We start from the raw sequence: 23,573 nt of genomic DNA on the forward strand, positions 1-23,573 counted from the left end.
CTTGAATAGTATCCTGTTCATTTCTTCAGCAATAAACTGTAGTTTATATTTCAAATATAACCTATAGTTTATAAGGCGACGCTATGACATGGAAGATATTGACTACAAAACGGTATGAAGAATGGTTTGATGAGCAACACAATGATCTTCAGGAAAAGATGCTTGCAGTGATGGGGCATTTACGGTTTTGGGGGCCTTGTTTGCCTCGTCCCTACGCCGACACTGTAAATGGTTCACGTTTTGCCAACATGAAAGAGTTGAGAGTTCAGCACCAGGGTAAGCCCGTTCGGGCATTTTATATTTTTGATTACCGCCGGAATGCTGTTCTGTTGTGCGCAGGTGATAAGTCGAAAACTAAACGGTTCTACGAATCGATGATCACGATTGCGGACAAAGAGTTTATAGCTTGGTTGAAGTCACAGGAAAAATAATATGAAAAACAATCCGAAAGGTTACAGCACATTAGAAGAGTTAATTGCTCGTCGTTCACCTGAAAGTCAGCAACGAATAGCTGAAGCGACTCAGGAACTGATTCTGGAAAGCTGTTTGAATATGATTCGCGAGCAAATGGGCTGGTCGCAGCAACAACTGGCCGACGCGATGGGCATTAGCCAACCGGCGGTGACGGCGATTGAAAAACGCGGTAATGAAGTCAAATTGGGAACGTTAAAACGTTATATCGAAGCGCTGGGCGGCAAGCTTTCGCTGCAAATTGAATTTCCCGATGGGGTGAAACATCTGAAAATCTAAAACGCCGTGAGTTTCCCCACGGCGTTGTGTTTTAGTCTTTAAATACCACATCAGCCCAGCGGGCCAGACCTGCGGTCACCGAGCCGAAATCATCGCCGCCTGCCAGCGGAATGCCTGGTAATTGCTGCGCCAGTGCCTGTTTTAGCAACGGTGAACGGGCGCTACCGCCGGTAAGATAAATCACATCCGGTTTCACGGCGCTGTTTTCCAGTGCCAGCGTGACTTGCTCCAGAATCCGTTGTAGCGGCTGGCTAATCGCACTTTCCAGCTCGGGTTGGCTGATTTCGCAGCCTAATTCTTTGCTGATAAACGGCAGCAGCGTGGCGACTTGTTGGCTGTCGGAAAGCGCAATTTTGCTCTCTTCCGCAGCACGCACCAGGCGATAGCTCAGGCGCTGACGCCAGACTTTTTGCAGATACGCGACTTTTTCAGGATCGCGTGAATCGCGTACCAATTCATTGAGCATGCGGCCATTGGCACTGCTGTAAAAATCGTTTTGCGCGGGAACGTCGTTTATCGCCACCGCATTCCACCACGGCAATACTGGCAGTGCGATGCCTTTCTCTGTTTGACCACCCATCCCTAATAATGGGGAAAGCTGTTTGAACGCCAGCATAATATCGAGGTCGTTACCGCCAACACGGCAGCCACTGTGGCCGAGCAGGCTTTGTTCGCGGTCGCGACGGGCGCGCCATTGCGGCCCCATCAGCAAGACTGAGCAGTCGGTGGTACCGCCACCGATATCGACGACCAGCACCTGTTTTTCTTCGGTTAGCGTGGCTTCAAAATCCAGGCCCGCCGCTACCGGTTCAAACTGAAACACCACATCTTTAAAGCCAGCACGATGTGCTGCGCGGTCAAGAATACCTTGCGCTTGCTGGTTTGCTTCATCGCCACCTAAGCCCTGGAAGTTAATCGGGCGGCCAATCACGGCCTGGGTAATCGGCTCGGCCACCTGGCTTTGTGCCTGATTGCGGATGTGCAGCATCATGGCGCAGACTAAATCTTCAAACAGCGCGACTTGCTGCGGTTTTAAGCCGGTGGCGCCAAGGAAAGATTTTGGCGATTTAACAAAGTAAACCTCTTCAGGGTCTTCCATGTACTGGCGCAGGGAACTGAGCCCGAACTGCACACTAGCGGGCAAAACATCAATATCTTCTTCGCGGTTAAAAGAGACCGCACGGCGTAGCAAAGCCTGGGTTTCTTTCCCGGTTGCCGGAACCTCATGATGGCGATATAACCACTCACTGACCGCTTCACGCGTTGGTGCACACAGCATCGACGGAAGCAATGTTGAACCGTTTTCCATCTCCAGCGCTTGTGGAACACCATCGCGCATCACTGCTACAGAGCAGTTTGCAGTACCATAATCAAAGCCTATAAATTGCATAACGTCCCCATGCCGTGAAGAAGGGGGGCGACTTTAGCGGAATGTCAGGCGTCGGGCAACTATTTGGGCAGAAGTTAACGAACCACAGGACGAGATAATGTATCAACTGAACTACAACCCGCCTTATGACTGGCAGTGGATGTTTGGATTTCTGGCTGGCCGCGCGGTCAGTGGCATTGAAACCGTCAGTGAAACACGTTACTGCCGCAGCTTTGCACTCGGTCACTATCAGGGATTACTGACGCTAGTTCCTGACGAAGCGGCCTGTCAGTTGAATGTGACCCTGAGTGCAGGTTTGCAGCCGGTTGCCAGTGAAGTTCTGCAACGTATAAAGCAACTGCTGGATCTCGAATGCCAGCCGCAGATCATTCTTGAAAGCCTGGGGGATTTATCGGCGGCCCGCCCAGGATTGCGTTTGCCGGGTTGTATGGACACTTTTGAACAGTCGATACGGGCGATTTTAGGTCAACTGGTGAGTGTGGCGATGGCGGCAAAACTCGCCAGCAAACTGGCGCAAGCTTTTGGTGAGCCAATGGCCGAAGACCCGAACTGGCGGATTTTCCCAACGCCCGAGCGCCTGGCATCATTAAGCCCTGAACAGCTCAAAGCCCTGGGAATGCCGCTTAAACGCGGCGAAGCGATTATCCATCTGGCGCGTTTAATGGTGGCAGGGGTATTTCCGCAACAGTGCCCTGCAGATGTGGAACAAGGGGTCAAGGCGCTGACAACGTATCCAGGCATTGGCCGCTGGACAGCAAACTACATTGCTTTACGCGGCTGGCAGGCCAGCGATGTCTTCCTGGCCGATGATTACCTGATTAAGCAACGATTCCCGGGCATGACACCGGCGCAAATTCGCCGTTATGCCGACCGCTGGAAACCCTGGCGTTCTTATGCGTTGTTGCATATTTGGTATAGCGAGGGTTGGCACCCCGATATTCCCGATTGAATCCCGATTCCCACAGGGAATCAGTTAATCGCGAAATAGCTGGTATTAAGCAACATCTCCAGCGGCAGCGGTTGGGTGACCGCTTCACCATAGATCAGGTCGATGCCGATGCCGGAAAGCGTGTCCATTACCATCGGCATATCGGCTGGCCCGGCAATGGTTTGCAGGAACTGGCGCTGTGCATGACCGTGGATAATGGTGACCATCATTTCGTCCATCAGGTTGGAATGCACGTTCTGAATCAGTTCCTCATCAACAATGATGTAGCTGAACTTCTGGCGTGAAATTCGTTTAAAGATGTCGAGGTCACGCCCGACGTGACTGAGGATTAAATGGCAGCCGCTGTCACGCAGGCGTTGCAGGTTGCTGTCAATCTTTTCATCTTCACTCTGTAGCGCTTCGCAATGGATGACCAGGTGCAGCAAGCGTGCTGGCAACACACTGCGCGCTAAACGAGCCAGGATTTCATCGACCACTTTGTCACTGGCGAGACCGTGAGAGGAGAGGGCTAGCGCCACTCCAAAGCCTTTATTGGTCACTGGCTGGGCATATTTACTGAAGAACTCTTCGAAAATCCGCAGATCGAGCGTGCATTGCAGCTCTTTGTCCGTTACTGCGGCGCGGAATGCAGACTCATCCAGCACCGCGTCGTCACTTCCCCAGAAACGTAATGACAGCAGATAGAAACTGGTCGATTCCGGGATGCGCGGTGGGGCAATGGCACGGGCGACCATCAGGATTGGGCTGTCGTTAATGATGCGCTTTTGCTCATCCATCGGCAGGTTTTGATTCTCTTTGCGGATGCTGTGCTGTGAAGATTCAAACACCGTAACCCGGCCACGCCCGCCATTCTTCGAGGCGTAGCAGGCAATATCTGCCTGCGAGAGTACTTCAGACGCAATACGGTTGTCGGCATCAACTTGCGTGATACCGGCACTTGCGCCGATACGATGTAAACGCCCATTCCACGTAAAGTGATAGTCGTTAATGCTTTGGATTATTCGCTCAGAAATATGGCGCGCATTATCCGATGAGCAATCAGGCAGCAGTAAGCCAAATTCATCGCCACCCAGGCGCGCGAGGAAATCGCCGGTGCGTAACATGCTGAGCATCAATGACGACAATTCACGCAGTAACGCATCGCCAGCAGCGTGACCTGCGGTGTCGTTTACCGCTTTAAAGCGGTCGAGGTCGATAAACACCAGGGCATGGCGTTGACGATTTTCTCCGGCACTTTGCAGCAAACGTTTGAGATGATTTTCGAAGCTGACGCGGTTGGCAAGGTGGGTTAGCCCATCGTGCGAGGCGCTGTAACTCAACTGTTTGAGCATTTTGCGCGATTCGGTCACATCCTGAATAACCAGCACTGAGCCGATACTTTGCCCATCGAGCGTGGTGAGCGGCGTGATGCTGTAATGGATATCGTAACTGCCGCCATTACGGCAATGCAGAACCACCTCATGTTCGATGGTGGTGCGTGAATAATCGCCGCTATGAATGTTTTCCATCACCGGGCCTGTGTCGCCGAAAGTGATGTGCAGGATAGCCAGAATATGTTGGCCGATAGCCTGCTGTTGCGGCCAGCCGCTGAGCTTTTCGGCGATCGGGTTCATAAAGGTGATATTCATATCGACGTCGGTACAAACTACGGCCTCACCGATGGAATCCAGCGTGATGTGCAGACGCTCTTTTTCCTGATACAGCGCTTCGTTCAGTTGCTTAACTTCCGTCATATCCATGTTGATGCCGAGCAGGCGCTCAACATCACCATTTTTATTCAGCACGCGGTTTGCCAGCGAACGGATATGGCGAACGCCTTCTTTAACATGGATGCGGTATTCCATCTTAAACGGAATACGAGCTTGTAGGGCATCGCGCACCGTTTTCTCAGCAGCGGCCGCGTCATCTGCAACAATACGTTCAAGCCACAAAGCGTATGTTGGTTTCACATGTGGCGGGACTTCGTAGAGGTCGAACATGCGTTTATCCCAACTGATAACATCGCTCCCCAGATCCCATTCCCAAATACCAATGCCGCCTGCTTCATTAGCCAGCGTGATGCGCTCCATCAGACGTTTGTTCACCCACTCGGTATGTTTGAGGTCGTTAATGTCTTCAATTTGCGCGATTAAATAGAGTGGGGAACCGTCAACGTCACGCACGATAGAAACGGCCAGTAACGCCCACACCACATCACCTTTACTGGTGTAATAGCGTTTTTCCATCGAATAGCTATTAATACTACCACTGACCAACATATTGAGTTGCTGTAGATCGGCGTGTAAATCTTCCGGATGGGTGATTTGTTGGAACGTCAGCGAACGCAGTTGTTCTGCCGTATAACCGAGGAATTTGCTCAGCGATTTATTGACTTGCAGCCACTGGCCGTCTGTCGAAACCAGTGCCATACCGATGGCGGAATACTCCATCGCGTTACGAAAACGCGCTTCGCTTTCAGTGATGTGCTTGCGCTCTTCACGGAATGAATACATCACCATGGTCATGACGTTGGCAGGCAATAAAATCATCAGGAAGGGGAGCCACGGAGCATTATTCATTACCGTGGTATGAGGCTCCATGGAGACCTGGTTGTGAGTAGCCATCATTAATGAAACAACCATCAATGTGCCGAGGAAAACAATAAAGGCTTCCAGACGTGGCAGGCGAATCGCACTCCACATCAGAAACACAATAATAAAGGTAAATGGCCACGGCATATAACGCAGTGTCAGGTAGCTAAGGGCCAACGTAACGACCAAAGTGAATATGGTTTCTAGTAATAAATTGGGATTTTTATGACGCAATAAATAGCCAGGTTTAAACAATAACGCCGTTGGCACTAACGCAAGCGCGCCGATAGTTTCGGAGAGCACCCAGACGAAAAAAGTTTTGGCGAGGTTACCGCTATCAGGACCTGCCAGCCATAACGCCAGTACGCCGCCGACAATAGGCGGAACGATCGCGCTACAGATGACCAGCTTGACCCAATTGCTCAGGTTTTGCAGCGGGTTATGCTGCGGCAACATGCGGCGCATTAATGAGGCGCCGAGCAACGCCTCAATAATATTAATGATGGTGTACCCGAGACTAATCTCATGCAGTGGCTGAAAAATAGCGGAAGCGCACAGATTCCCTAATGTACACACCGCAATGACCATGGGCCATTTACGGAAAGTATTGCGGAATAAAGCCACCATCATTAGGGAGGTCGGGAACCACAGTGGGGCTAAAACAGTCCCTACAAGAGATAATTCCAGCGAGTACCATGTAAATATAAAGCTTAAAAGCCCCAACCCCACAGGCAGTACGAAGGAAGGCATCGCGAATAACTCTTTTGTGCTTTGTTTGATCATTACCGCAAATCCGTTAAGGCGTGCCGCCAGGTGCCATGCCCGGATGCAAATAAAAAGATAAGTTTCGGTTTATGCTAGTACAAACAATTTACATTTCCTATGTAGTCTGGTCATAAATTAGCATCAAGAAGTCATAAATACTGATATTTGACAGACTTATTTTCCTTTTGCGTGAAAAACCATTCTTGTTGCATGGGTATTGATTCCTTTGCTTTGTGCAGCTTATCTGTCTGGTAGCTTAAATCACCTCCCAAAGCGCATTACTCTGGTATCAGCGGGCGGATCTCCCTATAATTGCCGCGTTTGACGTCTCTCACGTCGCCCCTCCTCAACATTTAAGTCAACAAGGCTCGTTACAACATGACTGACAAGTCCCATCAATGCGTCATCATCGGGATAGCCGGTGCGTCGGCTTCAGGAAAAAGTCTTATAGCCAGCACACTGTATCGCGAACTGCGTGATCAGGTTGGTGATGAACACATTGGTGTCATTCCAGAAGACAGTTACTACAAAGACCAAAGCCATCTTTCGATGGAAGAACGAGTCAAGACCAATTACGACCATCCCAACGCGATGGACCACAATTTGCTGTTCCAGCATCTTCAGTCGCTGAAAGCCGGTAATCCGATTGAGCTGCCGGTTTATAGCTATGTGGAACATACCCGTACCGGTAACACTGTTCACTTAATGCCCAAGAAAGTGATAATTCTGGAAGGGATTTTGTTGCTGACCGATGCGCGCCTGCGCGAAGAGATGAACTTCTCCATCTTTGTGGATACGCCGCTGGATATTTGCCTGATGCGCCGTATGAAACGCGATGTTAACGAACGTGGCCGTTCAATGGATTCGGTGATGGCCCAGTATCAGAAAACCGTTCGTCCTATGTTTTTACAATTCATCGAACCCTCCAAGCAGTATGCCGATATTATCGTGCCGCGCGGGGGAAAAAACCGTATCGCCATTGATATTCTGAAGGCGAAAATCAGTCAGTTCTTTGAATAACCCTGGTATTTACCTGTCGTAGCGTGGCTATATCTGGCGCGCTGTGGCAGGGTAACCAAAACTGAGCTTGATAAGGAGCATCAACGATGCGTTTGTGTGACCGCGATATAGAAGCCTGGCTTGATGACGGGCGCTTAACGATTACCCCTCGTCCGCCAGTTGAACGCATTAGCGGTGCGACTGTTGATGTCCGTTTGGGGAACAAATTCCGTACCTTCAGCGGCCATACAGCACCGTTTATTGATTTAAGCGGCCCGAAAGATGAAGTGAGCGCCGCTCTTGAACGCGTGATGAGCGACGAAATTGTCCTCAACGAAGGCGATGCCTTCTACCTGCACCCTGGCGAGTTGGCGCTGGCGGTCACGCTTGAATCCGTTACGCTGCCTGCTGATTTAGTCGGTTGGTTAGATGGACGTTCATCCCTGGCACGTTTGGGGCTGATGGTGCACGTCACCGCGCACCGTATTGACCCTGGCTGGCATGGCTGTATCGTTCTTGAGTTCTATAATTCCGGTAAACTACCGCTGGCTTTACGCCCTGGCATGATGATCGGTGCACTGAGCTTCGAGCCACTCTCAGGCCCGGCGGCACGCCCTTATAACAGCCGCCAGGATGCAAAATATCGCGATCAGCAAGGTGCGGTTGCAAGCCGTATTGATAAGGACTGAGTTCCCATCTGTATGAGGGCTGTATGAAACGATTTTTAACCACGCTGATGATCTTGCTGGTGGTACTGATAGCCGGTCTTTCTGCGTTGGTGCTGTTGGTTAACCCCAATGACTTTCGTGCATATATGGTGCGCCAGGTTGAATCACGCAGTGGCTACCAGTTGAATCTGGATGGCCCACTGCGTTGGCACGTCTGGCCACAACTGAGTATTTTATCCGGGCGTATGTCACTCACGGCACCCGGCGCCAGCCAGCCATTACTCACGGCTGAAAACATGCGTCTGGATGTCGCGTTAATTCCGCTGATTTCCCACCAATTAAAAGTTCACCAGGTGATGCTCAAAGGAGCGGTGATTCAACTTACCCCGCAAACTGAAGAGCGCCGTGCGAAAGATGCCCCAGTTGGCCCATCAGGCAATATCCCGGAACCTGACGAAACACGAGGTTGGTCTTTCGATATCGCCAAATTGAAAGTTGCCGACAGCGTGTTGGTGTTCCAGCACACCGGTGACGAGCAAATCACGGTGCGTAATATCAATCTGCAAATGGAGCAGAATGAGAAAAAACAGGCGCACATTGAGCTGAGCAGCCGTATTAACCGCGATCAACGCGATATGAACATGTCGTTGGTCGCCGATCTGAATGCTGCCGATTATCCGCAGCAGCTTAGCGCCACTATCTCTAAGTTCAATTACCAGCTTCAAGGGGCCGATCTTCCTGCTAACGGGATTTCAGGCACCAGCTCGATGACGGCACGCTGGATTGAACCTGAGCGTCGTCTCGAACTCAGTCAGTTGCAATTGACGGCGAACGACAGTGATTTGCAAGGTAGCGCGAGTGTGGTGCTGGAAGAGAAACCTCAGTGGGTGCTCAATCTCCGCTCCAATAAATTGAATCTCGATGCTCTGGTGGCTGCGAATGCAGTAACCAACACCCAGGCTGTACAGCGGGCGCAACAGCAACCGACGTTGCCACGGCCGATTATCGCCTCAGGAATTGAAGATACCACTTACCAGAACCTGCGCGGCTTTAGTGCGCAGGTTAACCTTGCCGCTTCCAGTGTGCGCTGGCGCGGGCTGAACTTCACCGATGTGCAATCGGCGATGACTAACCAGTATGGTCTGATGACGGTGTCTGAGCTGACGGGGAATCTGGGGCGCGGTAGCATGTCGTTCCCGGGTGAACTTGATGTTCGCAACAACCCACCGCAATTAACCTTCCATCCGAAAGTAGACAACATCGAGATCGGGCAGATTCTGACTGCCTTCGACTATCCGATTGCCCTGTCTGGCTTGCTGTCGATGGAAGGGGAGTTTAACGGCGACAAACTCAATGCCGACGCTTTCCGCCGCAGTTGGCAAGGTGATGCGAGCATTACCCTGTCAAATTCCACTATGCAGGGGATGAACTTCCAGCAGCTGATTCAGCAAGCGGTAACGCGCAGCAATAGCGATGTGCAGGCTAAACAAAACTTCGACAATGTCACAACGCTTGATAACCTCACGGCGCAGGCCAGACTCAATAACGGCAATCTGGAGCTCAAGAAAATGGAAGGGAAATCTTCTATGCTGGAGCTGACCGGGCAAGGTTCACTGGATTTAGTCAAACAGCAATGTGATACCCGGTTTAATGTCACCGTGCTGGGCGGTTGGGAAGGGGACAGCAAGCTGATTGAAGTGCTGAAAACCACGCCAATCCCATTGCGCGTGTATGGCCCGTGGCAGAAGCTGAATTATTCATTACAAGTCGACCAGGTGTTGCGTAAGCAGTTGCAAAGCGAAGCGAAACGTCGATTGAATGACTGGCTGGATAAGCACAAAGACAGCAAAAATTCGAAAGATGTGAAAGAGTTATTGAAGCAGCTTTAATCACATCAATATGGCGGATGACGCTTGCGCTTATCCGCCCTACAACGGCTAAATCTCTTTCGTAGGTCGGGTAAGCGAAGCGTCACCCGACATTAACTTCGCGCCTTACACTTCGTAATCCATCTCTTCATCGTCCTCGAGCGGCACAATCTGCACTTTCTGAACACGATGGCTTTCCACTTGCAGAGTGCGTAACAGGAAATTCCCTACCTCAACCGTTTCTCCGGTGACCGGAATATGCTGGAGCGATTCCATCAATAACCCGGCAATAGTGTGATAGTTACGTTTGTCTTCCAGCGGCAACGGTACGTACTGGACTAAATCCTCGAGCGGCATATGGCCGTTTGCCGTCCAGCTTCCATCCGGGTTTTTCTGGATGTCGTGGCGCGCATCGATCTCTTCCACTTCATTGGGCAGATTACCAGCGATGGTTTCCATCACGTCACTTAACGTCACCACTCCTTCGACGGAACCAAACTCATCCACCACAAAAGCAAAGTGTGTACGGCCATGACGGAATTGCTCCAGCGCCGTCAGCAACGGCAGTGTTTCCGGGAAAACCAGTGGCTGGCGAATCAGCACTTCAAGATTTAACGGCTCGCCATTAAGCGACTGCTGGAGCAAATCGATGATATGCACCACACCCAGAATTTCATCGTCATCTCCGGTTATCACCACGCGGGTATGTTGGTTTTTATCCAGTAGCGCGCGGATCTCTGGCTCGGGCTCACTCAGGTTGATGTGTTCGACGTCATGGCGTGAGGTCATGATGCTGCTCACTGTGCGCTGGTTCAGGTTCAGCACACGTTCAATCATCAGCCGTTCTTGCGGTTCGAAAATTTCGTCTTGCTGCGCGTGATCGGCAATCAACGCTGCCGTCTGTGCGTCTAACTCAGCCTCTTCCTTTTTACCGTTTAACAAACGCAACACGGCTTCAGCAGTGCGCTGGCGCAACGACTGGTCGGCTGATAAGAAGCGGCGGCGATTGAAAATGGCGAGTTGGTTCAGACTTTCAATGATCACTGAGAAGCCAATGGCGGCGTACAAATAACCTTTCGGGATATGGTAGCCAAAGCCGTCAGCCACCAGGCTAAAACCAATCATCAGCAGGAAGCTCAGGCACAAAATCACAATAGTCGGATGGCTATTCACAAAACGTGTCAGCGCTTTGCTGGCTAACAGCATCAGGCAAATCGCGATAATCACCGCCGCCATCATGACGGGTAGATGGTCAACCATCCCGACGGCCGTAATCACCGAATCCAGCGAAAACACGGCATCCAGAACCACAATTTGCATCACCACGGGCCAGAACCGCGCCCCGCGCCGCTGGGTCTGGCTTTCGCTGTCTTTGCCCTCGAGCCGCTCATTAAGTTCAACGGTCGCTTTGAATATCAGGAACAACCCGCCGAATAACATGATCAGATCCCTCGCACTAAAGGCGAGATCGGCGACATGAAACAGCGGGCGAGTCAGCGTGACAAGCCATGATATCGAGGCCAGCAACAGCAAGCGCATCAACATGGCGAGGATAAGCCCGGTTACGCGTGCGCGGTCACGTTGGGCTGGAGGTAATTTTTCGGCAAGAATAGCAATAAACACCAGGTTATCGATTCCAAGGACTAGCTCAATAACGACCAGTGTTACCAGGCCTGCCCAAATCGAGGGGTCGGCAATCCACTCCATATGCTTTTCAGTAGCTCCACTAAAGATGACAAATGTCACCATGAAATGATGGTGAACCAGGATAAAAAATGCAATGTCAGGGGTGGGATAAATCCTGCACCGCTTAAATGCCAGGTAATCCTCCGCTTAAAACCTTTTAATTGCCATGGTAAACGATTCATTATTTTGTGAAATAAACGCCGATTGCATTTTCTTATAATGAAATTCACATGAGATAGTTCTGTATATTATTGTTTGACGTACCACTTATTAATTTTCTGTCAATATAAAGAAAATCCTAAAGCGATATAAATGTGCGGTTAATATTATTCTTAAAAGTCCCGATATTGTTCGGTGGTGCCTTGCCTGATATAGGCTTAACTGCAACAATCGATATCGTTATCTGATAATAGATGTATTTTTATTATTTCCTGTATACAAAACTATTTTATTTTTAGTGGGTTGGTAGCTGCAAGCCAGGGGCGGTAGCATGCTTGAAGGCCAGAGAATAAGCCTCAATTATTCTGTCAATAGGATGTCGGGAAATAAGTGTTTTTTTAGGATTGATGCCAGTTATTCCTAACGGCAACCAGGTTTCAATTCATGCCTCATTCATAAACCTAACGAGTCACTTATTTTATTCGTTCAGGATAATTACTCTGCCATAGTGATAAATACTCAATGATAAAATACAAACTTAAATTGATGCCTTTATTGGTGTCGGTAACCCTTATGAGTGGTTGCACAGTCCTCCCCGGAAGTAATATGTCAACGATGGGGAAAGATGTTATCAAGCAACAGGATTCAGATTTCAATCTGGACCGTATGGTTAACGTGTATCCGTTAACACCGCGCCTGGTAGAACAATTACGTGTTCGTCCGGCTGTCGCGCAGCCAAATATGTCCCTCGATCAGGAAATTTCTGCTTATCAATATCGCGTAGGGCCAGGGGATGTCCTGAACGTCACCGTCTGGGATCACCCGGAACTGACCACGCCTGCGGGCCAATACCGTAGCTCAAGCGACGCCGGTAACTGGGTGCAGTCTGACGGCACGATGTTCTACCCGTACGTCGGCAAAGTAAAAGTTACCGGTAAAACCCTTTCTGAAATTCGTAGTGATATTACCAGCCGCCTTGCGACGTACATCGCAGATCCGCAGGTGGACGTTAATATCGCTGGGTTTAGATCTCAAAAAGCGTACGTCTCGGGCCAGGTCAACAAATCAGGGCAGCAGGCGATTACCAACGTCCCGCTCACCGTTCTGGATGCGATCAATGCCGCAGGTGGCCTGACCGATGCTGCCGACTGGCGCAACGTCGTGCTGACGCACAACGGCCAGGAAAAACGGATTTCCCTGCAAGCGTTGATGCAAAACGGTGACCTGAGCCAGAACCATCTGCTCTATCCTGGCGACATTTTATTCGTGCCACGCAATGACGATCTGAAAGTGTTCGTGATGGGCGAAGTGAAGAAACAGACCACCCTGAAAATGGACTTCAGCGGCATGACGCTGACCGAAGCGCTCGGCCAGGCCGAAGGTCTGGATATGACCGCCTCAAACGCCAGCGGTATCTTTGTGATTCGTCCAATCAAAGAGAAGCAGGGCGGCAAAATTGCCAACATTTATCAGCTTGATATGTCCGATGCGACTTCGCTGGTGATGGGCACCGAATTCCAGTTGCAGCCTTATGACGTGGTGTATGTCACCACCGCACCGGTCACGCGCTGGAACCGTCTGATCAACCAACTGCTGCCAACCATCAGTGGCGTTCGTTATATGACGGACACCGTCAAAGATATCCATACCTGGTAAGGCGCTATGTTCAACAAAATATTGGTTGTCTGTGTGGGGAACATCTGCCGTTCCCCAACCGCTGAGCGGTTACTGAAAAGTTATCACCCGCAGCTTACCGTGACCTCGGCGGGGCTCGGGGCACTGGTGGGGAAAGGGGCTGATGTTGGCGCTGTACGTGTGGCGCAACAACATAACCTCTCACTTGAGGGGCATTGCGCGAAACAGATCTCCGGCAAACTGTGTCGCGAATACGATCTGATTCTCGCGATGGAAAAGCGCCATATTTCGGCAATTTGCGAAATGGCTCCAGAGATGCGCGGCAAGGTGATGTTGTTTGGTCACTGGGATGCGGAGCGGGAAATTCCCGACCCGTATCGCAAAAGCCACGACGCTTTTGAAGCGGTTTACGGTCTTCTGGACCAGAGCGCCCAAAAATGGGCTCATGCACTCAACGCTCATCAGGGATAACAATGACAGAAAAATCACACCGTTCGAGCGCCCCGACTGAGGGCAATGATGAAATTGATATTGGCCGATTGTTTGGTACGGTTCTCGAAGCCCGTTGGTGGGTTTTGGGGATCACGGCAATCTTTGCAGTGCTGGCGATGGTTTATGCGCTGTGTGCCACGCCAATTTATAAAGCCGACGCCCTGGTGCAAATTGAGCAAAACGCCGGTAACTCACTGGTCAATAATATTAGCTCCGCACTGTCTAACAAACCGCCAGCCTCTGCCGCAGAAATTCAGCTGATTCAGTCGCGTCTGGTGCTGGGTAAAACGGTTGATGATCTTAACCTTGATATTGCGGTGCAGAAAAACAGTTTCTGGCTGTTGGGCGCCGGTTGGGATCGGCTACAAGGTCGTCAGAATGACACCGTCGTCGTAGACTCCTTTACCCTTCCGGCAGGGCAGGGCAAAAATCTCTTTACCCTGGAAGTGCTCAGCCCAACGCAGTATTTACTGACCAGCGATAACGGGCTCAGCGCGAAAGGGCAGGTAGGGCAACCGCTAAGCAAAGATGGCATCACCATCAATGTGAATGCGATTAAAGCACAGCCTGGCGATAGCTTTACGGTGACTAAATACTCCACGCTCGGCATGATAAACCAAATTCAGGGCAACCTGACGGTGGCCGAAAATGGCAAAGACACCGGGGTGCTGAGTCTCTCTTATACCGGCGAAGACAAAGAGCAAATCCGCGCCATCCTCGACAGCATCACCCGCAACTATCTTGAGCAGAACATCCAGCGTAAATCGGAAGAGGCGGCGAAAAGCCTGAAATTCCTCGCCGAACAACTGCCGGACGTGCGCAGTCGTCTTGATGCGGCAGAAAACAAACTGAACGCCTATCGTCAACAGCAAGACTCCGTTGACCTGTCACTGGAAGCGAAATCTGTCCTCGACACCATGGTGAATATTGATGCGCAGCTCAACGAGTTGACCTTCAAAGAGGCTGAAATCTCCAAGCTTTACACCAAAGTGCATCCGGCTTACCGCACGCTATTGGAAAAGCGCCAGACCCTGGAAGAGGAAAAAGCTCGCCTGAACGGGCGTGTGACCGCGATGCCGAAAACTCAGCAGGAAATCGTGCGTTTAACGCGTGATGTTGAGTCCGGCCAGCAGGTTTACATGCAGTTGTTGAATAAACAGCAAGAGCTGAAAATCACGGAAGCCAGCACGGTCGGCGATGTGCGCATTGTCGATGGGGCGATCACCCAACCGGGCATGGTCAAACCGCAACGCGCGCTGATTATCTTTGGCAGCATTATTCTCGGCCTGATGTTATCGATTATGGGCGTGTTGTTACGTTCGCTGTTCAACCGTGGCATTGAAAGCCCGGCGGCACTGGAGGAAGCGGGAATTGGTGTCTACGCCAGTATCCCACTTTCTGAATGGCAGAAATCCCACGACAACGCCATTGTGCGCAATGTTAAAGGGGCGAAACGCAATAAACAGAGCCAATTGCTGGCGGTGGGCAACCCGACGGACCTGGCCATCGAAGCGATTCGTAGCCTGCGCACCAGTCTGCACTTCGCCATGATGCAGGCGTCAAACAATGTGCTGATGTTAACTGGCGTCAGCCCGTCCATTGGTAAAACGTTTGTTTGTGCCAACCTTGCGGCGGTAATTAGCCAGACTAACAAGCGCGTGCTGTTGATCGACTGCGATATGCGCAAAGGCTATACCCACGAATTGCTGGGCACGACCAATACCAATGGACTGGCAGAAGTGTTGACAGGCCAGGCAGATATTACCCGCTGCGCACAAAAAACCTCGGTGCCAAATTTCGACCTCGTACCGCGTGGCGTGGTGCCATCCAACCCTTCCGAACTCTTAATGAGCGAGCGTTTTGGCGAACTTGTGAGCTGGGCAAGCAAGAACTATGACCTGGTGTTAATCGATACCCCGCCAATTCTGGCCGTGACCGATGCCGCAGTGGTTGGCCGCCATGCGGGCACCACGCTGATGGTGGCGCGTTATGCGGTGAATACGCTCAAAGAAGTCGAAGCCAGCCTCAGCCGCTTTGAACAAAACGGCATTGCCGTGCGTGGCGTGATCCTCAACTCAATCTTCCGCCGCGCGGCAGGATACGAGGATTACGGTTACTACGAGTACGAATATAAATCTGATGCGAAATAGATAAGTTTGTCGCCCTCATCCTAACCCTCTCCCCCAGGAGAGGGGATCTATTGCTCCTTCTCCCTCAGGGAGAAGGCCGGGATGAGGGTTGTTTACCACTGACTCGTCATAAAAAATTTCAAGGGGAGTGTCATGAAACGCCCACTTATCTCTATCTATATGCCGACCTGGAACCGCCAGCAGTTGGCGATCCGCGCCATCAAATCGGTGTTGCGTCAGGATTACGAAAACTGGGAAATGTTAATCGTGGATGACTGTTCTTCCTCCTTTGAACAGCTCCAGCGTTTTGTCGACGAACTCGGCGATGCTCGTGTGCGCTACATGCGCAATGATTTCAACTCTGGTGCGTGTTCGGTGCGTAACCAGGCCATCAGCCAGGCTTTGGGCGAGCTCATTACCGGGATTGACGACGACGACGAATGGACGCCCAACCGTCTGTCAGTTTTTTTGGCGCATCAACACCAACTGGTGACGCACGCTTTCTTGTATGCCAATGACTATGTTTGCGAAGGCCAGGTTTACTCGCAGCCAGCCAGCCTGCCGCTGTACCCGAAATCGCCGTTTTCCTTAAAGCTGTTTTATAAGCGCAATATCATCGGCAACCAGGTGTTTACCTACGCCGATCGCTTCAAAGCCTGCCTGTTTGATACCTCGCTGGCAGCCGCTCAGGATTACGACATTTTCCTGCGCATGGTGGTGGAATACGGCCAGCCCTGGAAAGTGGAAGAAGCCACGCAAATTCTGCATATCAACCACGGCGAAATGCAGATAACCAAATCCCCGAAAAAGTTCGCCGGTTACTTTCACTTCTATCAAAAGCACAAAGACAAATTCGACCGCGCCAGCAAGAAATACCAGCTGTTTACGCTCTATCAAATTCGCAATAAGCGCATGTCTTTGCGCACCTTATTAGCGTTGCTGAGTGTGCGTAACACCAAACGCCTGGCTGATGGATTACGGGGGAAATAACGGTGCTTGAAGATCTGCGCGCAAACTCCTGGAGCCTTCGCCCATGCTGCATGGTGCTGGCTTATCGCATCGCCCACTTTTGTTCGGTATGGCGTAAAAAAAGTGTCATTAACAACCTCTGGGCTGCACCCGTCATCCTGCTGTATCGCTTTATCACCGAGTGCCTGTTTGGTTATGAAATCCAGGCGGGTGCCACCATCGGACGACGCTTCACCATTCACCACGGTTATGCCGTGGTGATTAATAAATTCGTGGTCGCTGGCGATGATTTCACTATTCGTCACTGCGTCACTATTGGCAATCGCGGTAAAAATCTTGCCTGCCCGGTGATTGGCAACGGGGTCGAACTGGGCGCGAACGTGGTGATTATTGGCGATATCACTTTGGGTCATAACGTGACTGTCGGTGCGGGCAGTGTGGTACTGGACAGCGTGCCGGATGGGGCGTTAGTGGTCGGCCAGAAAGCGCAGATAAAGGTTATAAAATGAATATCATGCAATTTAACGTGCGCCTCGCCGAAGGCGGTGCTGCGGGTGTGGCGCTGGATCTCCACCAACGCGCCCGCGCGGCGGGTTTCAGTTCACGTTTTATCTACGGGTACGGTAAAGGCGGTAAGAAAAGCGCCAGCCACGATAAATTCCCTGGTGTGGAAAAACATACGCCACGCCTGACTTCAATTGCCAACATTGTGCTATTTCGCTTTTTTAACCGCGACCCGTTTGGCAACCTCAATAACCTGTATCACAAAGTGACGCGTAGCGCGGAGCCGGTGGTTCTGCATTTCCACGTGGTTCACAGCTACTGGTTGAATCTCGAAGAGATGGTGACATTTTGCCAGCGCGTCAAAGCGCATAAGCCGGATGTCACGTTTGTCTGGACGCTGCACGATCACTGGAGCATTACCGGGCGTTGCGCGTTTCTCGACGGCTGCGACGGCTGGAAAACCGGCTGCCAAAAATGCCCTTCTTTGAATAACTATCCGCCAGTGAAGCGCGACCGCGCTCATCTGCTGATCGACAGCAAGCGCCAGCTGTTTCGCGAAATGTTAGCACTGGGCTGCCAGTTTATTTCCCCGAGCCAGCACGTAGCCGATGCCTTTAACCGCATTTACGGGGCAGGGCGCTGCAAAATCATTAACAACGGCATCGATGTGGCGACCGAAGCGATTCTGGCAGAACTGCCGCTGACGCACGCAACACGAACAAAACCGAAAGTCGCCGTGGTGGCGCACGATTTACGTTATGACGGCAAAACCAATCAGCAACTGGTGCAGGCGATAATGGCACTGGGCGACGAAATCGAGTTGCACACCTTCGGTAAATTCTCGCCATTTAACGGCGCGAACGTCGTCAACCACGGTTACATGACCGATAAAAAAGCGCTGATGAGCCAGCTGAATGAAATGGACTCGCTGGTGTTTAGCTCGCAGGTGGATAACTACCCGCTGATTTTGTGCGAAGCGTTGTCGATTGGCGTGCCGGTGATAGCCACGCAAAGTGAAGCGGCAGATGAAGTGCTGCGCAAAGTCGGTGGTAAAACCTTTAGCGATGGGCGCGTGCTTGAACTGGTGAAAATGCCAAAAGAACAACTGGCGCAGCAGGTGTTTGGCAAAGAGTTGCCGGCGTTTAAAAGCGCCAGTCGCCAGGCGTTTAGTGGACAACAGATGCTGGAGGAGTATGTCTCGTTCTATCAAAATCTGTAGTTATCTGCTGCTGCCGTTCATCTATCTGGTGGTCAACGTCAAGTTGGCCTCACTGGGGGAAAGCTTCCCGATAACGATAGTGACCTTCTTGCCCGCGATCCTCTTTTTGTACATTGAACGCATCAACGTAAAAAAATTGATGATTGCGTTGGGCATTGGCGCGGGGCTGACGGCATTTAACTACATCTTTGGTCAATCGCTGGATGCCAGTAAATATGTCACCTCGACACTATTGTTTGTTTATATCGTGCTGATTCTGGCGATGACCTGGAGCTGCCGCTTCAAAACTATTTCACAGCATAATCACCATAAAATACTAAGGGTATTTTATGGTGTAGTCGGCATTATTGTGATGCTGGCTGCGGCGGAAATGGCACAGATTATTCTGACCGGCGGCAGCAGCCTGATTGAGAAAATTTCGAAGTTTCTTATTTACAGTAATAGCTATGTTCTGAACTTTATTAGCTTTGGTGGTAAGCGAACGACGGCTTTGTATTTTGAGCCAGCATTTTTTGCTCTGGCATTAATCTCAATTTGGCTCAGCATCAAACAGTTCGGTATCAAAACGCCAAAAATTGATGGTATGATTCTGGCAGGGATAATTCTTTCAGGATCGTTTTCAGGGGTAATGACTTTTATCCTGTTTTATCTTCTTGAATGGGCATTTCAGTACCTTAATAAAAATGCCATAAAGAAGAAGTTGCCTCTGGCAATTATTTCTCTTTCCGTATTTTTAGTCGGGTTGATATTCGCATTCCCTTATATCGCGACGCGTCTTGGCGATTTAGGAACGGAAGGGTCGTCATCGTATTATCGTATCATTGGTCCGTTAGCGATGGTCGGATATTCATTGAGCAATATCGATGGGGTAGTTCGTTTCGGATCTTTATATGAATATGTCGCATCATTCGGAATCTTTAACGGTGCGGATGTCGGTAAAACAGTAGACAATGGTTTGTATCTGCTGATTATTTATTTTTCCTGGTTCGCAGTATTACTGACAATTTGGTATATGTCGAAAGTCGTTAAAATGATGCGCACGGCGTTTGGGAATAATGAAAATTTCCGTGTGCAATTATGGCTTTTTACGCCTGTATCACTCTTTTTTACCGGCTCAATATTTAGCCCTGAATATGCGTTCTTAATTGTTTGCCCATTTATTTTGCGTAAGGCACTCAAAATTACGAACACCTGAGGTCCAATATGTTATTAAGTGTCATCACTGTTGCTTATAAAAATCTCGCCGGTATAGAAAAAACCTGGCAGTCGCTGGCTCACTTAGCAAAGGCACCAGGCATCACATTTGAGTGGGTTGTGGTGGATGGCGCCTCAAACGACGGCACGGCAGAATTTCTGGAAAACCTCAACGGTCAGTACCAGTTACGCTATGTCAGCGAGAAAGATAACGGCATTTATGATGCGATGAACAAAGGTATTGAGATGGCTCAAGGCCGTTATGCTTTGTTCCTCAATTCAGGTGACATTTTCCATTCGGATATCATCACTGTCGCGCATCAGCTCGCTGCTATGCCGCTAACCGATAATGCAATGGTGATTGGTGATGCATTATTAGACTTTGGTGATGGCACCAAAATAGAACGCCGGGCAAAGCAGGGCTGGTATATCTACCATAGTTTACCCGCCAGCCATCAGGCGATATTTTTCCCGATGTCTGGGCTGCGCAAATATCCTTACGATCTGCAATATAAAGTTTCATCTGATTACGCGTTAGCCGCCAGAATGTATAAAAAAGGCTATGCATTTAAACGCGTCAAGGGTCTGGTGTCCGAATTTTCCATGGGTGGCGTGTCGACTTCAAATAATATTGAGCTGTGTCGGGATGCAAGAAATGTGCAGCGCAAAATATTAGGCGTGCCGGGTTTTATTGCAGAATTATCTTACAAGCTTCGTTTGCGTACCACTGGAAAAGCTAAAGCACTTTATAACAAAGCATAAGGTGGATGATGCTGGCGCTTATCCACCCTACAACTACGACTGACCCGTAGGTCGGATAAGCGTAAGCGCCATCCGACAAAGTGAATAAGAGAATATTATGCAAGAATTAAATGGCTTCTCGGTACCGAAAGGTTTCCGTGGCGGGCACCCTATTAAGGTTCAACTGTGGTGGGCGGTACAAGCAACATTATTTGCCTGGTCGCCACAAATATTTTATCGCTGGAGAGCCTTTTTATTGCGTTTATTCGGCGCACGAATTGGCAAAGGGGTGGTGATACGCCCGTCAGTGAAAATTACTTATCCATGGAAATTAACTCTTGGCGATTATGCCTGGGTTGGCGATGACGCAGTGTTATATACGCTGGGTGATATTACCATTGGCGCAAATTCCGTGGTGTCACAAAAGTGTTATTTATGTACCGGTAGTCACGATTATATGAGCAAACATTTCGATATTACTGCCACACCAATTGTTATTGGTGAGAAATGTTGGCTGGCAACAGATGTATTTGTTTCACCTGGCGTGACGATTGGCAATGGCACCGTCGTCGGTGCGCGCAGCAGTATTTATAAATCATTACCGGCAAATGCCGTTTGCCGGGGTAACCCGGCTGTAGTGGTTCGGGAACGTATTACGCCCTAATGGGGTTAAACGTCGCCCTCACCCTAGCCCTCTCCCCCAGGAGAGGGGACCGCTCGGTGTTCTCCCTCTCCCTGAGGGAGAGGGTTGGGGTGAGGGGGATGTCGACATGTTAAAAGAGGAAAAATCCATTATGACTAAAGTAGCTCTCATCACGGGTGTAACCGGGCAAGACGGCTCCTATCTGGCGGAACTGCTGCTGGAAAAAGGGTATGAAGTTCACGGTATTAAACGTCGTGCTTCTTCTTTCAACACCGAACGTGTTGACCATATTTACCAGGATCCGCATTCCGGTAATCCTAAATTCCATCTGCACTACGGTGATCTGACGGACAGCTCCAACCTGACCCGTATTCTTTCCGAAGTGCAGCCGGATGAAGTGTATAACCTCGGCGCGATGAGCCACGTAGCGGTTTCTTTCGAATCGCCGGAATACACCGCCGACGTTGATGCTATGGGGACTTTACGTCTACTGGAAGCGATTCGTTTCTTAGGCCTTGAGAAGAAAACCCGTTTCTATCAGGCATCTACTTCTGAGTTATACGGCCTGGTACAAGAAACGCCGCAAAAGGAAACCACGCCTTTCTATCCGCGTTCGCCGTATGCCGTCGCCAAACTTTATGCCTACTGGATAACCGTAAACTACCGCGAATCCTACGGCATGTACGCCTGTAACGGCATTTTGTTCAACCACGAATCCCCACGCCGTGGCGAAACCTTCGTGACCCGCAAAATTACCCGCGCTATCGCCAACATCGCGCAGGGCCTGGAAAAATGCCTGTATCTGGGCAACATGGATTCCCTGCGTGACTGGGGCCATGCCAAAGACTACGTGAAGATGCAGTGGATGATGCTGCAACAAGAAACTCCAGAAGATTTCGTGATTGCCACCGGTGTGCAGTATTCCGTGCGTCAGTTCGTGGAAATGTCAGCCGCGCAACTGGGTATCAAACTGCGCTTTGAAGGCACTGGCGTTGACGAGAAGGGCATCGTTGTTTCTGTTACGGGCCACGACGCACCTGGTGTGAAACCAGGCGACGTGATTGTCTCCGTTGACCCACGTTATTTCCGTCCTGCTGAAGTGGAAACTCTGCTGGGCGACCCAACCAAAGCTCACGAAAAGCTGGGCTGGAAACCAGAAATCACGCTTAAAGAGATGGTTGGCGAGATGGTCGCTAAAGATCTGGAAGCGGCGAAAAAACACTCGTTGCTTAAGTCACACGGCTACGAGGTTGCCATCGCGCTGGAGTCCTGAGCATGAATAAACAACGTATCTTTGTTGCCGGCCATCGCGGGATGGTCGGTTCCGCCATCGTGCGCCAGCTTGAGCAACGTGCAGACGTTGAACTGGTGCTGCGTAGCCGTGACGAACTAAACCTGTTGGATGGCGCGGCGGTTAACGCTTTCTTTGCAGAACAGCGTATTGACCAGGTTTACCTGGCGGCGGCAAAAGTCGGCGGAATTGTGGCGAACAACACTTATCCGGCGGACTTCATCTACGAAAACTTGATTATCGAGAGCAACATTATTCACAGCGCGCATACGCACAATGTCAATAAGTTGCTGTTCCTCGGCTCATCGTGCATTTACCCAAAAATGGCGAACCAGCCGATGGCGGAAAGCGAGCTGCTGCAAGGCACGCTTGAAGCGACTAACGAGCCGTATGCGATTGCCAAAATCGCCGGGATAAAACTGTGCGAGTCGTATAACCGCCAGTACGGTCGCGATTACCGTTCGGTGATGCCGACTAATTTGTATGGCCCGCACGATAACTTCCACCCAAGCAATTCGCACGTAATCCCTGCGTTACTGCGCCGTTTCCACGAAGCGACTCAGCAAAACTTGCCGGATGTGGTGGTGTGGGGCAGCGGCACGCCAATGCGTGAGTTCCTGCATGTTGATGATATGGCGGCAGCCAGCATTCACATTATGGAACTGGCTAGCGAAGTGTGGCAGGAGAACACTCAGCCGATGCTTTCGCATATTAACGTCGGCACCGGTGTGGATTGCACCATCCGCGAACTGGCGCAAACCATCGCCAAAGTCACGGGATACCGTGGCCGTGTGGTATTTGATGCCACCAAACCCGATGGCACGCCGCGCAAACTGTTAGATGTAACGCGCCTGCGCCGTTTGGGTTGGTATCCGGAAATCACTCTGGAACCTGGCCTTGCCAGCACCTACCAGTGGTTCCTCGAAAACCAGCAACGGTTCCGGGGGTAATG

The 23,573-nt window shown here is 50.6% G+C and carries 20 protein-coding genes; 17 read left to right on the forward strand and 3 right to left on the reverse strand.

Going from position 1 to position 23,573, the window contains the following annotated elements:
• Positions 1-83 precede the first annotated feature (83 nt).
• Together MES37_RS12890 and MES37_RS12895 are read left to right on the forward strand one after the other, a co-directional pair.
• Positions 84-431 carry a type II toxin-antitoxin system RelE/ParE family toxin gene (locus tag MES37_RS12890; RefSeq protein ID WP_064545177.1) on the forward strand — a complete coding sequence of 116 codons (348 nt, stop codon included), beginning with the start codon at positions 84-86 and terminating at the stop codon, positions 429-431.
• Position 432: 1 nt separating this feature from the next.
• Positions 433-750, forward strand: a complete 318-nt coding sequence (locus MES37_RS12895; protein WP_064545179.1) for a helix-turn-helix domain-containing protein — start codon at positions 433-435, stop codon at positions 748-750.
• Between the two features lie 31 nt (positions 751-781).
• Here the strand turns inward: MES37_RS12895 and yegD are convergent, their stop codons facing one another.
• Positions 782-2,140: a molecular chaperone gene (gene yegD, locus MES37_RS12900; RefSeq protein WP_064545181.1), complete on the reverse strand. Its 1,359-nt coding sequence runs from the start codon at positions 2,138-2,140 to the stop codon at positions 782-784.
• Between the two features lie 97 nt (positions 2,141-2,237).
• Here yegD and alkA point away from each other — a divergent pair, with 97 nt between their 5' ends.
• Positions 2,238-3,089, forward strand: coding sequence for a DNA-3-methyladenine glycosylase 2 (gene alkA, locus MES37_RS12905; RefSeq protein ID WP_121815292.1), 852 nt, complete (start codon positions 2,238-2,240; stop codon positions 3,087-3,089).
• Positions 3,090-3,109: 20 nt separating this feature from the next.
• Here alkA and MES37_RS12910 read toward each other — a convergent pair whose 3' ends face one another.
• The gene (locus MES37_RS12910; RefSeq protein ID WP_064545185.1) at positions 3,110-6,442 is read right to left on the reverse strand and encodes a diguanylate cyclase; all 3,333 of its coding nucleotides are present in this window, start codon (positions 6,440-6,442) and stop codon (positions 3,110-3,112) included.
• Positions 6,443-6,802: 360 nt separating this feature from the next.
• On the opposite strand from MES37_RS12910, the gene udk reads away from it, so the two are divergent.
• From udk to asmA, 3 genes are all read left to right on the forward strand, one after another.
• Entirely contained in the window at positions 6,803-7,444 is a 642-nt protein-coding gene (gene udk, locus MES37_RS12915; protein ID WP_064545187.1) for a uridine kinase, read from the forward strand.
• Positions 7,445-7,530: 86 nt separating this feature from the next.
• Positions 7,531-8,112: a dCTP deaminase gene (dcd, locus tag MES37_RS12920; protein ID WP_064545189.1), complete on the forward strand. Its 582-nt coding sequence runs from the start codon at positions 7,531-7,533 to the stop codon at positions 8,110-8,112.
• 23 nt (positions 8,113-8,135) lie between these two features.
• Positions 8,136-9,980 carry an outer membrane assembly protein AsmA gene (gene asmA, locus MES37_RS12925; protein ID WP_237931625.1) on the forward strand — a complete coding sequence of 615 codons (1,845 nt, stop codon included), beginning with the start codon at positions 8,136-8,138 and terminating at the stop codon, positions 9,978-9,980.
• Positions 9,981-10,085: 105 nt separating this feature from the next.
• Here asmA and MES37_RS12930 read toward each other — a convergent pair whose 3' ends face one another.
• Entirely contained in the window at positions 10,086-11,666 is a 1,581-nt protein-coding gene (locus MES37_RS12930) for a TerC family protein (RefSeq protein ID WP_237931640.1), read from the reverse strand.
• Between the two features lie 660 nt (positions 11,667-12,326).
• On the opposite strand from MES37_RS12930, the gene MES37_RS12935 reads away from it, so the two are divergent.
• The 11 genes from MES37_RS12935 to fcl all read left to right on the forward strand — a co-directional run bounded on the left by MES37_RS12935 (position 12,327) and on the right by fcl (position 23,571).
• On the forward strand, positions 12,327-13,460 hold the full coding sequence (locus MES37_RS12935; protein WP_064545195.1) for a polysaccharide export protein: 1,134 nt from the start codon (positions 12,327-12,329) through the stop codon (positions 13,458-13,460).
• 6 nt (positions 13,461-13,466) lie between these two features.
• Positions 13,467-13,910: a low molecular weight protein-tyrosine-phosphatase Wzb gene (gene wzb / locus MES37_RS12940; protein WP_064545197.1), complete on the forward strand. Its 444-nt coding sequence runs from the start codon at positions 13,467-13,469 to the stop codon at positions 13,908-13,910.
• Positions 13,911-13,912: 2 nt separating this feature from the next.
• The gene (gene wzc / locus MES37_RS12945; RefSeq protein WP_121815295.1) at positions 13,913-16,081 is read left to right on the forward strand and encodes a tyrosine-protein kinase Wzc; all 2,169 of its coding nucleotides are present in this window, start codon (positions 13,913-13,915) and stop codon (positions 16,079-16,081) included.
• A gap of 132 nt (positions 16,082-16,213) precedes the next feature.
• Positions 16,214-17,050 (forward strand): colanic acid biosynthesis glycosyltransferase WcaA, encoded by an 837-nt coding sequence (gene wcaA, locus MES37_RS12950; RefSeq protein WP_064545201.1) that lies wholly within the window; start codon positions 16,214-16,216, stop codon positions 17,048-17,050.
• 2 nt (positions 17,051-17,052) lie between these two features.
• Complete coding sequence (gene wcaB, locus MES37_RS12955) at positions 17,053-17,538, forward strand: colanic acid biosynthesis acetyltransferase WcaB (protein ID WP_237931627.1); 486 nt, start codon at positions 17,053-17,055, stop codon at positions 17,536-17,538.
• Positions 17,535-18,752 (forward strand): glycosyltransferase, encoded by a 1,218-nt coding sequence (locus MES37_RS12960; protein WP_121815296.1) that lies wholly within the window; start codon positions 17,535-17,537, stop codon positions 18,750-18,752. Before wcaB ends, MES37_RS12960 begins: the two co-directional genes overlap by 4 nt.
• Positions 18,727-19,947: a colanic acid polymerase WcaD gene (gene wcaD / locus MES37_RS12965; protein WP_133521887.1), complete on the forward strand. Its 1,221-nt coding sequence runs from the start codon at positions 18,727-18,729 to the stop codon at positions 19,945-19,947. The genes MES37_RS12960 and wcaD overlap by 26 nt, the downstream gene beginning before the upstream one ends.
• A gap of 8 nt (positions 19,948-19,955) precedes the next feature.
• Positions 19,956-20,708: a colanic acid biosynthesis glycosyltransferase WcaE gene (gene wcaE, locus MES37_RS12970; protein WP_237931629.1), complete on the forward strand. Its 753-nt coding sequence runs from the start codon at positions 19,956-19,958 to the stop codon at positions 20,706-20,708.
• A gap of 97 nt (positions 20,709-20,805) precedes the next feature.
• Entirely contained in the window at positions 20,806-21,351 is a 546-nt protein-coding gene (wcaF, locus tag MES37_RS12975) for a colanic acid biosynthesis acetyltransferase WcaF (RefSeq protein ID WP_121815299.1), read from the forward strand.
• A 130-nt stretch (positions 21,352-21,481) separates the two neighbouring features.
• Positions 21,482-22,603, forward strand: a complete 1,122-nt coding sequence (gene gmd / locus MES37_RS12980; protein WP_064545254.1) for a GDP-mannose 4,6-dehydratase — start codon at positions 21,482-21,484, stop codon at positions 22,601-22,603.
• A 2-nt stretch (positions 22,604-22,605) separates the two neighbouring features.
• The gene (gene fcl / locus MES37_RS12985; protein WP_237931631.1) at positions 22,606-23,571 is read left to right on the forward strand and encodes a GDP-L-fucose synthase; all 966 of its coding nucleotides are present in this window, start codon (positions 22,606-22,608) and stop codon (positions 23,569-23,571) included.
• Positions 23,572-23,573: the final 2 nt, after the last annotated feature.

Origin of the sequence: Buttiauxella sp. S19-1 (assembly GCF_022134725.1) — a bacterium.
GTDB classification, from domain to species: domain Bacteria; phylum Pseudomonadota; class Gammaproteobacteria; order Enterobacterales; family Enterobacteriaceae; genus Buttiauxella; species Buttiauxella ferragutiae.

Excerpts from the sequence above, each read along its gene's own strand:
- MES37_RS12890 (WP_064545177.1), top strand. The coding sequence starts at position 84 with ATGACATGGAAGATATTGACTACAAAACGGTATGAAGAATGGTTTGAT.
- MES37_RS12895 (WP_064545179.1), top strand. The coding sequence starts at position 433 with ATGAAAAACAATCCGAAAGGTTACAGCACATTAGAAGAGTTAATTGCT.
- yegD (WP_064545181.1), bottom strand. The coding sequence starts at position 2,140 with ATGCAATTTATAGGCTTTGATTATGGTACTGCAAACTGCTCTGTAGCA.
- alkA (WP_121815292.1), top strand. The coding sequence starts at position 2,238 with ATGTATCAACTGAACTACAACCCGCCTTATGACTGGCAGTGGATGTTT.
- MES37_RS12910 (WP_064545185.1), bottom strand. The coding sequence starts at position 6,442 with ATGATCAAACAAAGCACAAAAGAGTTATTCGCGATGCCTTCCTTCGTA.
- udk (WP_064545187.1), top strand. The coding sequence starts at position 6,803 with ATGACTGACAAGTCCCATCAATGCGTCATCATCGGGATAGCCGGTGCG.
- dcd (WP_064545189.1), top strand. The coding sequence starts at position 7,531 with ATGCGTTTGTGTGACCGCGATATAGAAGCCTGGCTTGATGACGGGCGC.
- asmA (WP_237931625.1), top strand. The coding sequence starts at position 8,136 with ATGAAACGATTTTTAACCACGCTGATGATCTTGCTGGTGGTACTGATA.
- MES37_RS12930 (WP_237931640.1), bottom strand. The coding sequence starts at position 11,666 with ATGGAGTGGATTGCCGACCCCTCGATTTGGGCAGGCCTGGTAACACTG.
- MES37_RS12935 (WP_064545195.1), top strand. The coding sequence starts at position 12,327 with ATGATAAAATACAAACTTAAATTGATGCCTTTATTGGTGTCGGTAACC.
- wzb (WP_064545197.1), top strand. The coding sequence starts at position 13,467 with ATGTTCAACAAAATATTGGTTGTCTGTGTGGGGAACATCTGCCGTTCC.
- wzc (WP_121815295.1), top strand. The coding sequence starts at position 13,913 with ATGACAGAAAAATCACACCGTTCGAGCGCCCCGACTGAGGGCAATGAT.
- wcaA (WP_064545201.1), top strand. The coding sequence starts at position 16,214 with ATGAAACGCCCACTTATCTCTATCTATATGCCGACCTGGAACCGCCAG.
- MES37_RS12960 (WP_121815296.1), top strand. The coding sequence starts at position 17,535 with ATGAATATCATGCAATTTAACGTGCGCCTCGCCGAAGGCGGTGCTGCG.
- wcaD (WP_133521887.1), top strand. The coding sequence starts at position 18,727 with ATGTCTCGTTCTATCAAAATCTGTAGTTATCTGCTGCTGCCGTTCATC.
- wcaE (WP_237931629.1), top strand. The coding sequence starts at position 19,956 with ATGTTATTAAGTGTCATCACTGTTGCTTATAAAAATCTCGCCGGTATA.
- wcaF (WP_121815299.1), top strand. The coding sequence starts at position 20,806 with ATGCAAGAATTAAATGGCTTCTCGGTACCGAAAGGTTTCCGTGGCGGG.
- gmd (WP_064545254.1), top strand. The coding sequence starts at position 21,482 with ATGACTAAAGTAGCTCTCATCACGGGTGTAACCGGGCAAGACGGCTCC.
- fcl (WP_237931631.1), top strand. The coding sequence starts at position 22,606 with ATGAATAAACAACGTATCTTTGTTGCCGGCCATCGCGGGATGGTCGGT.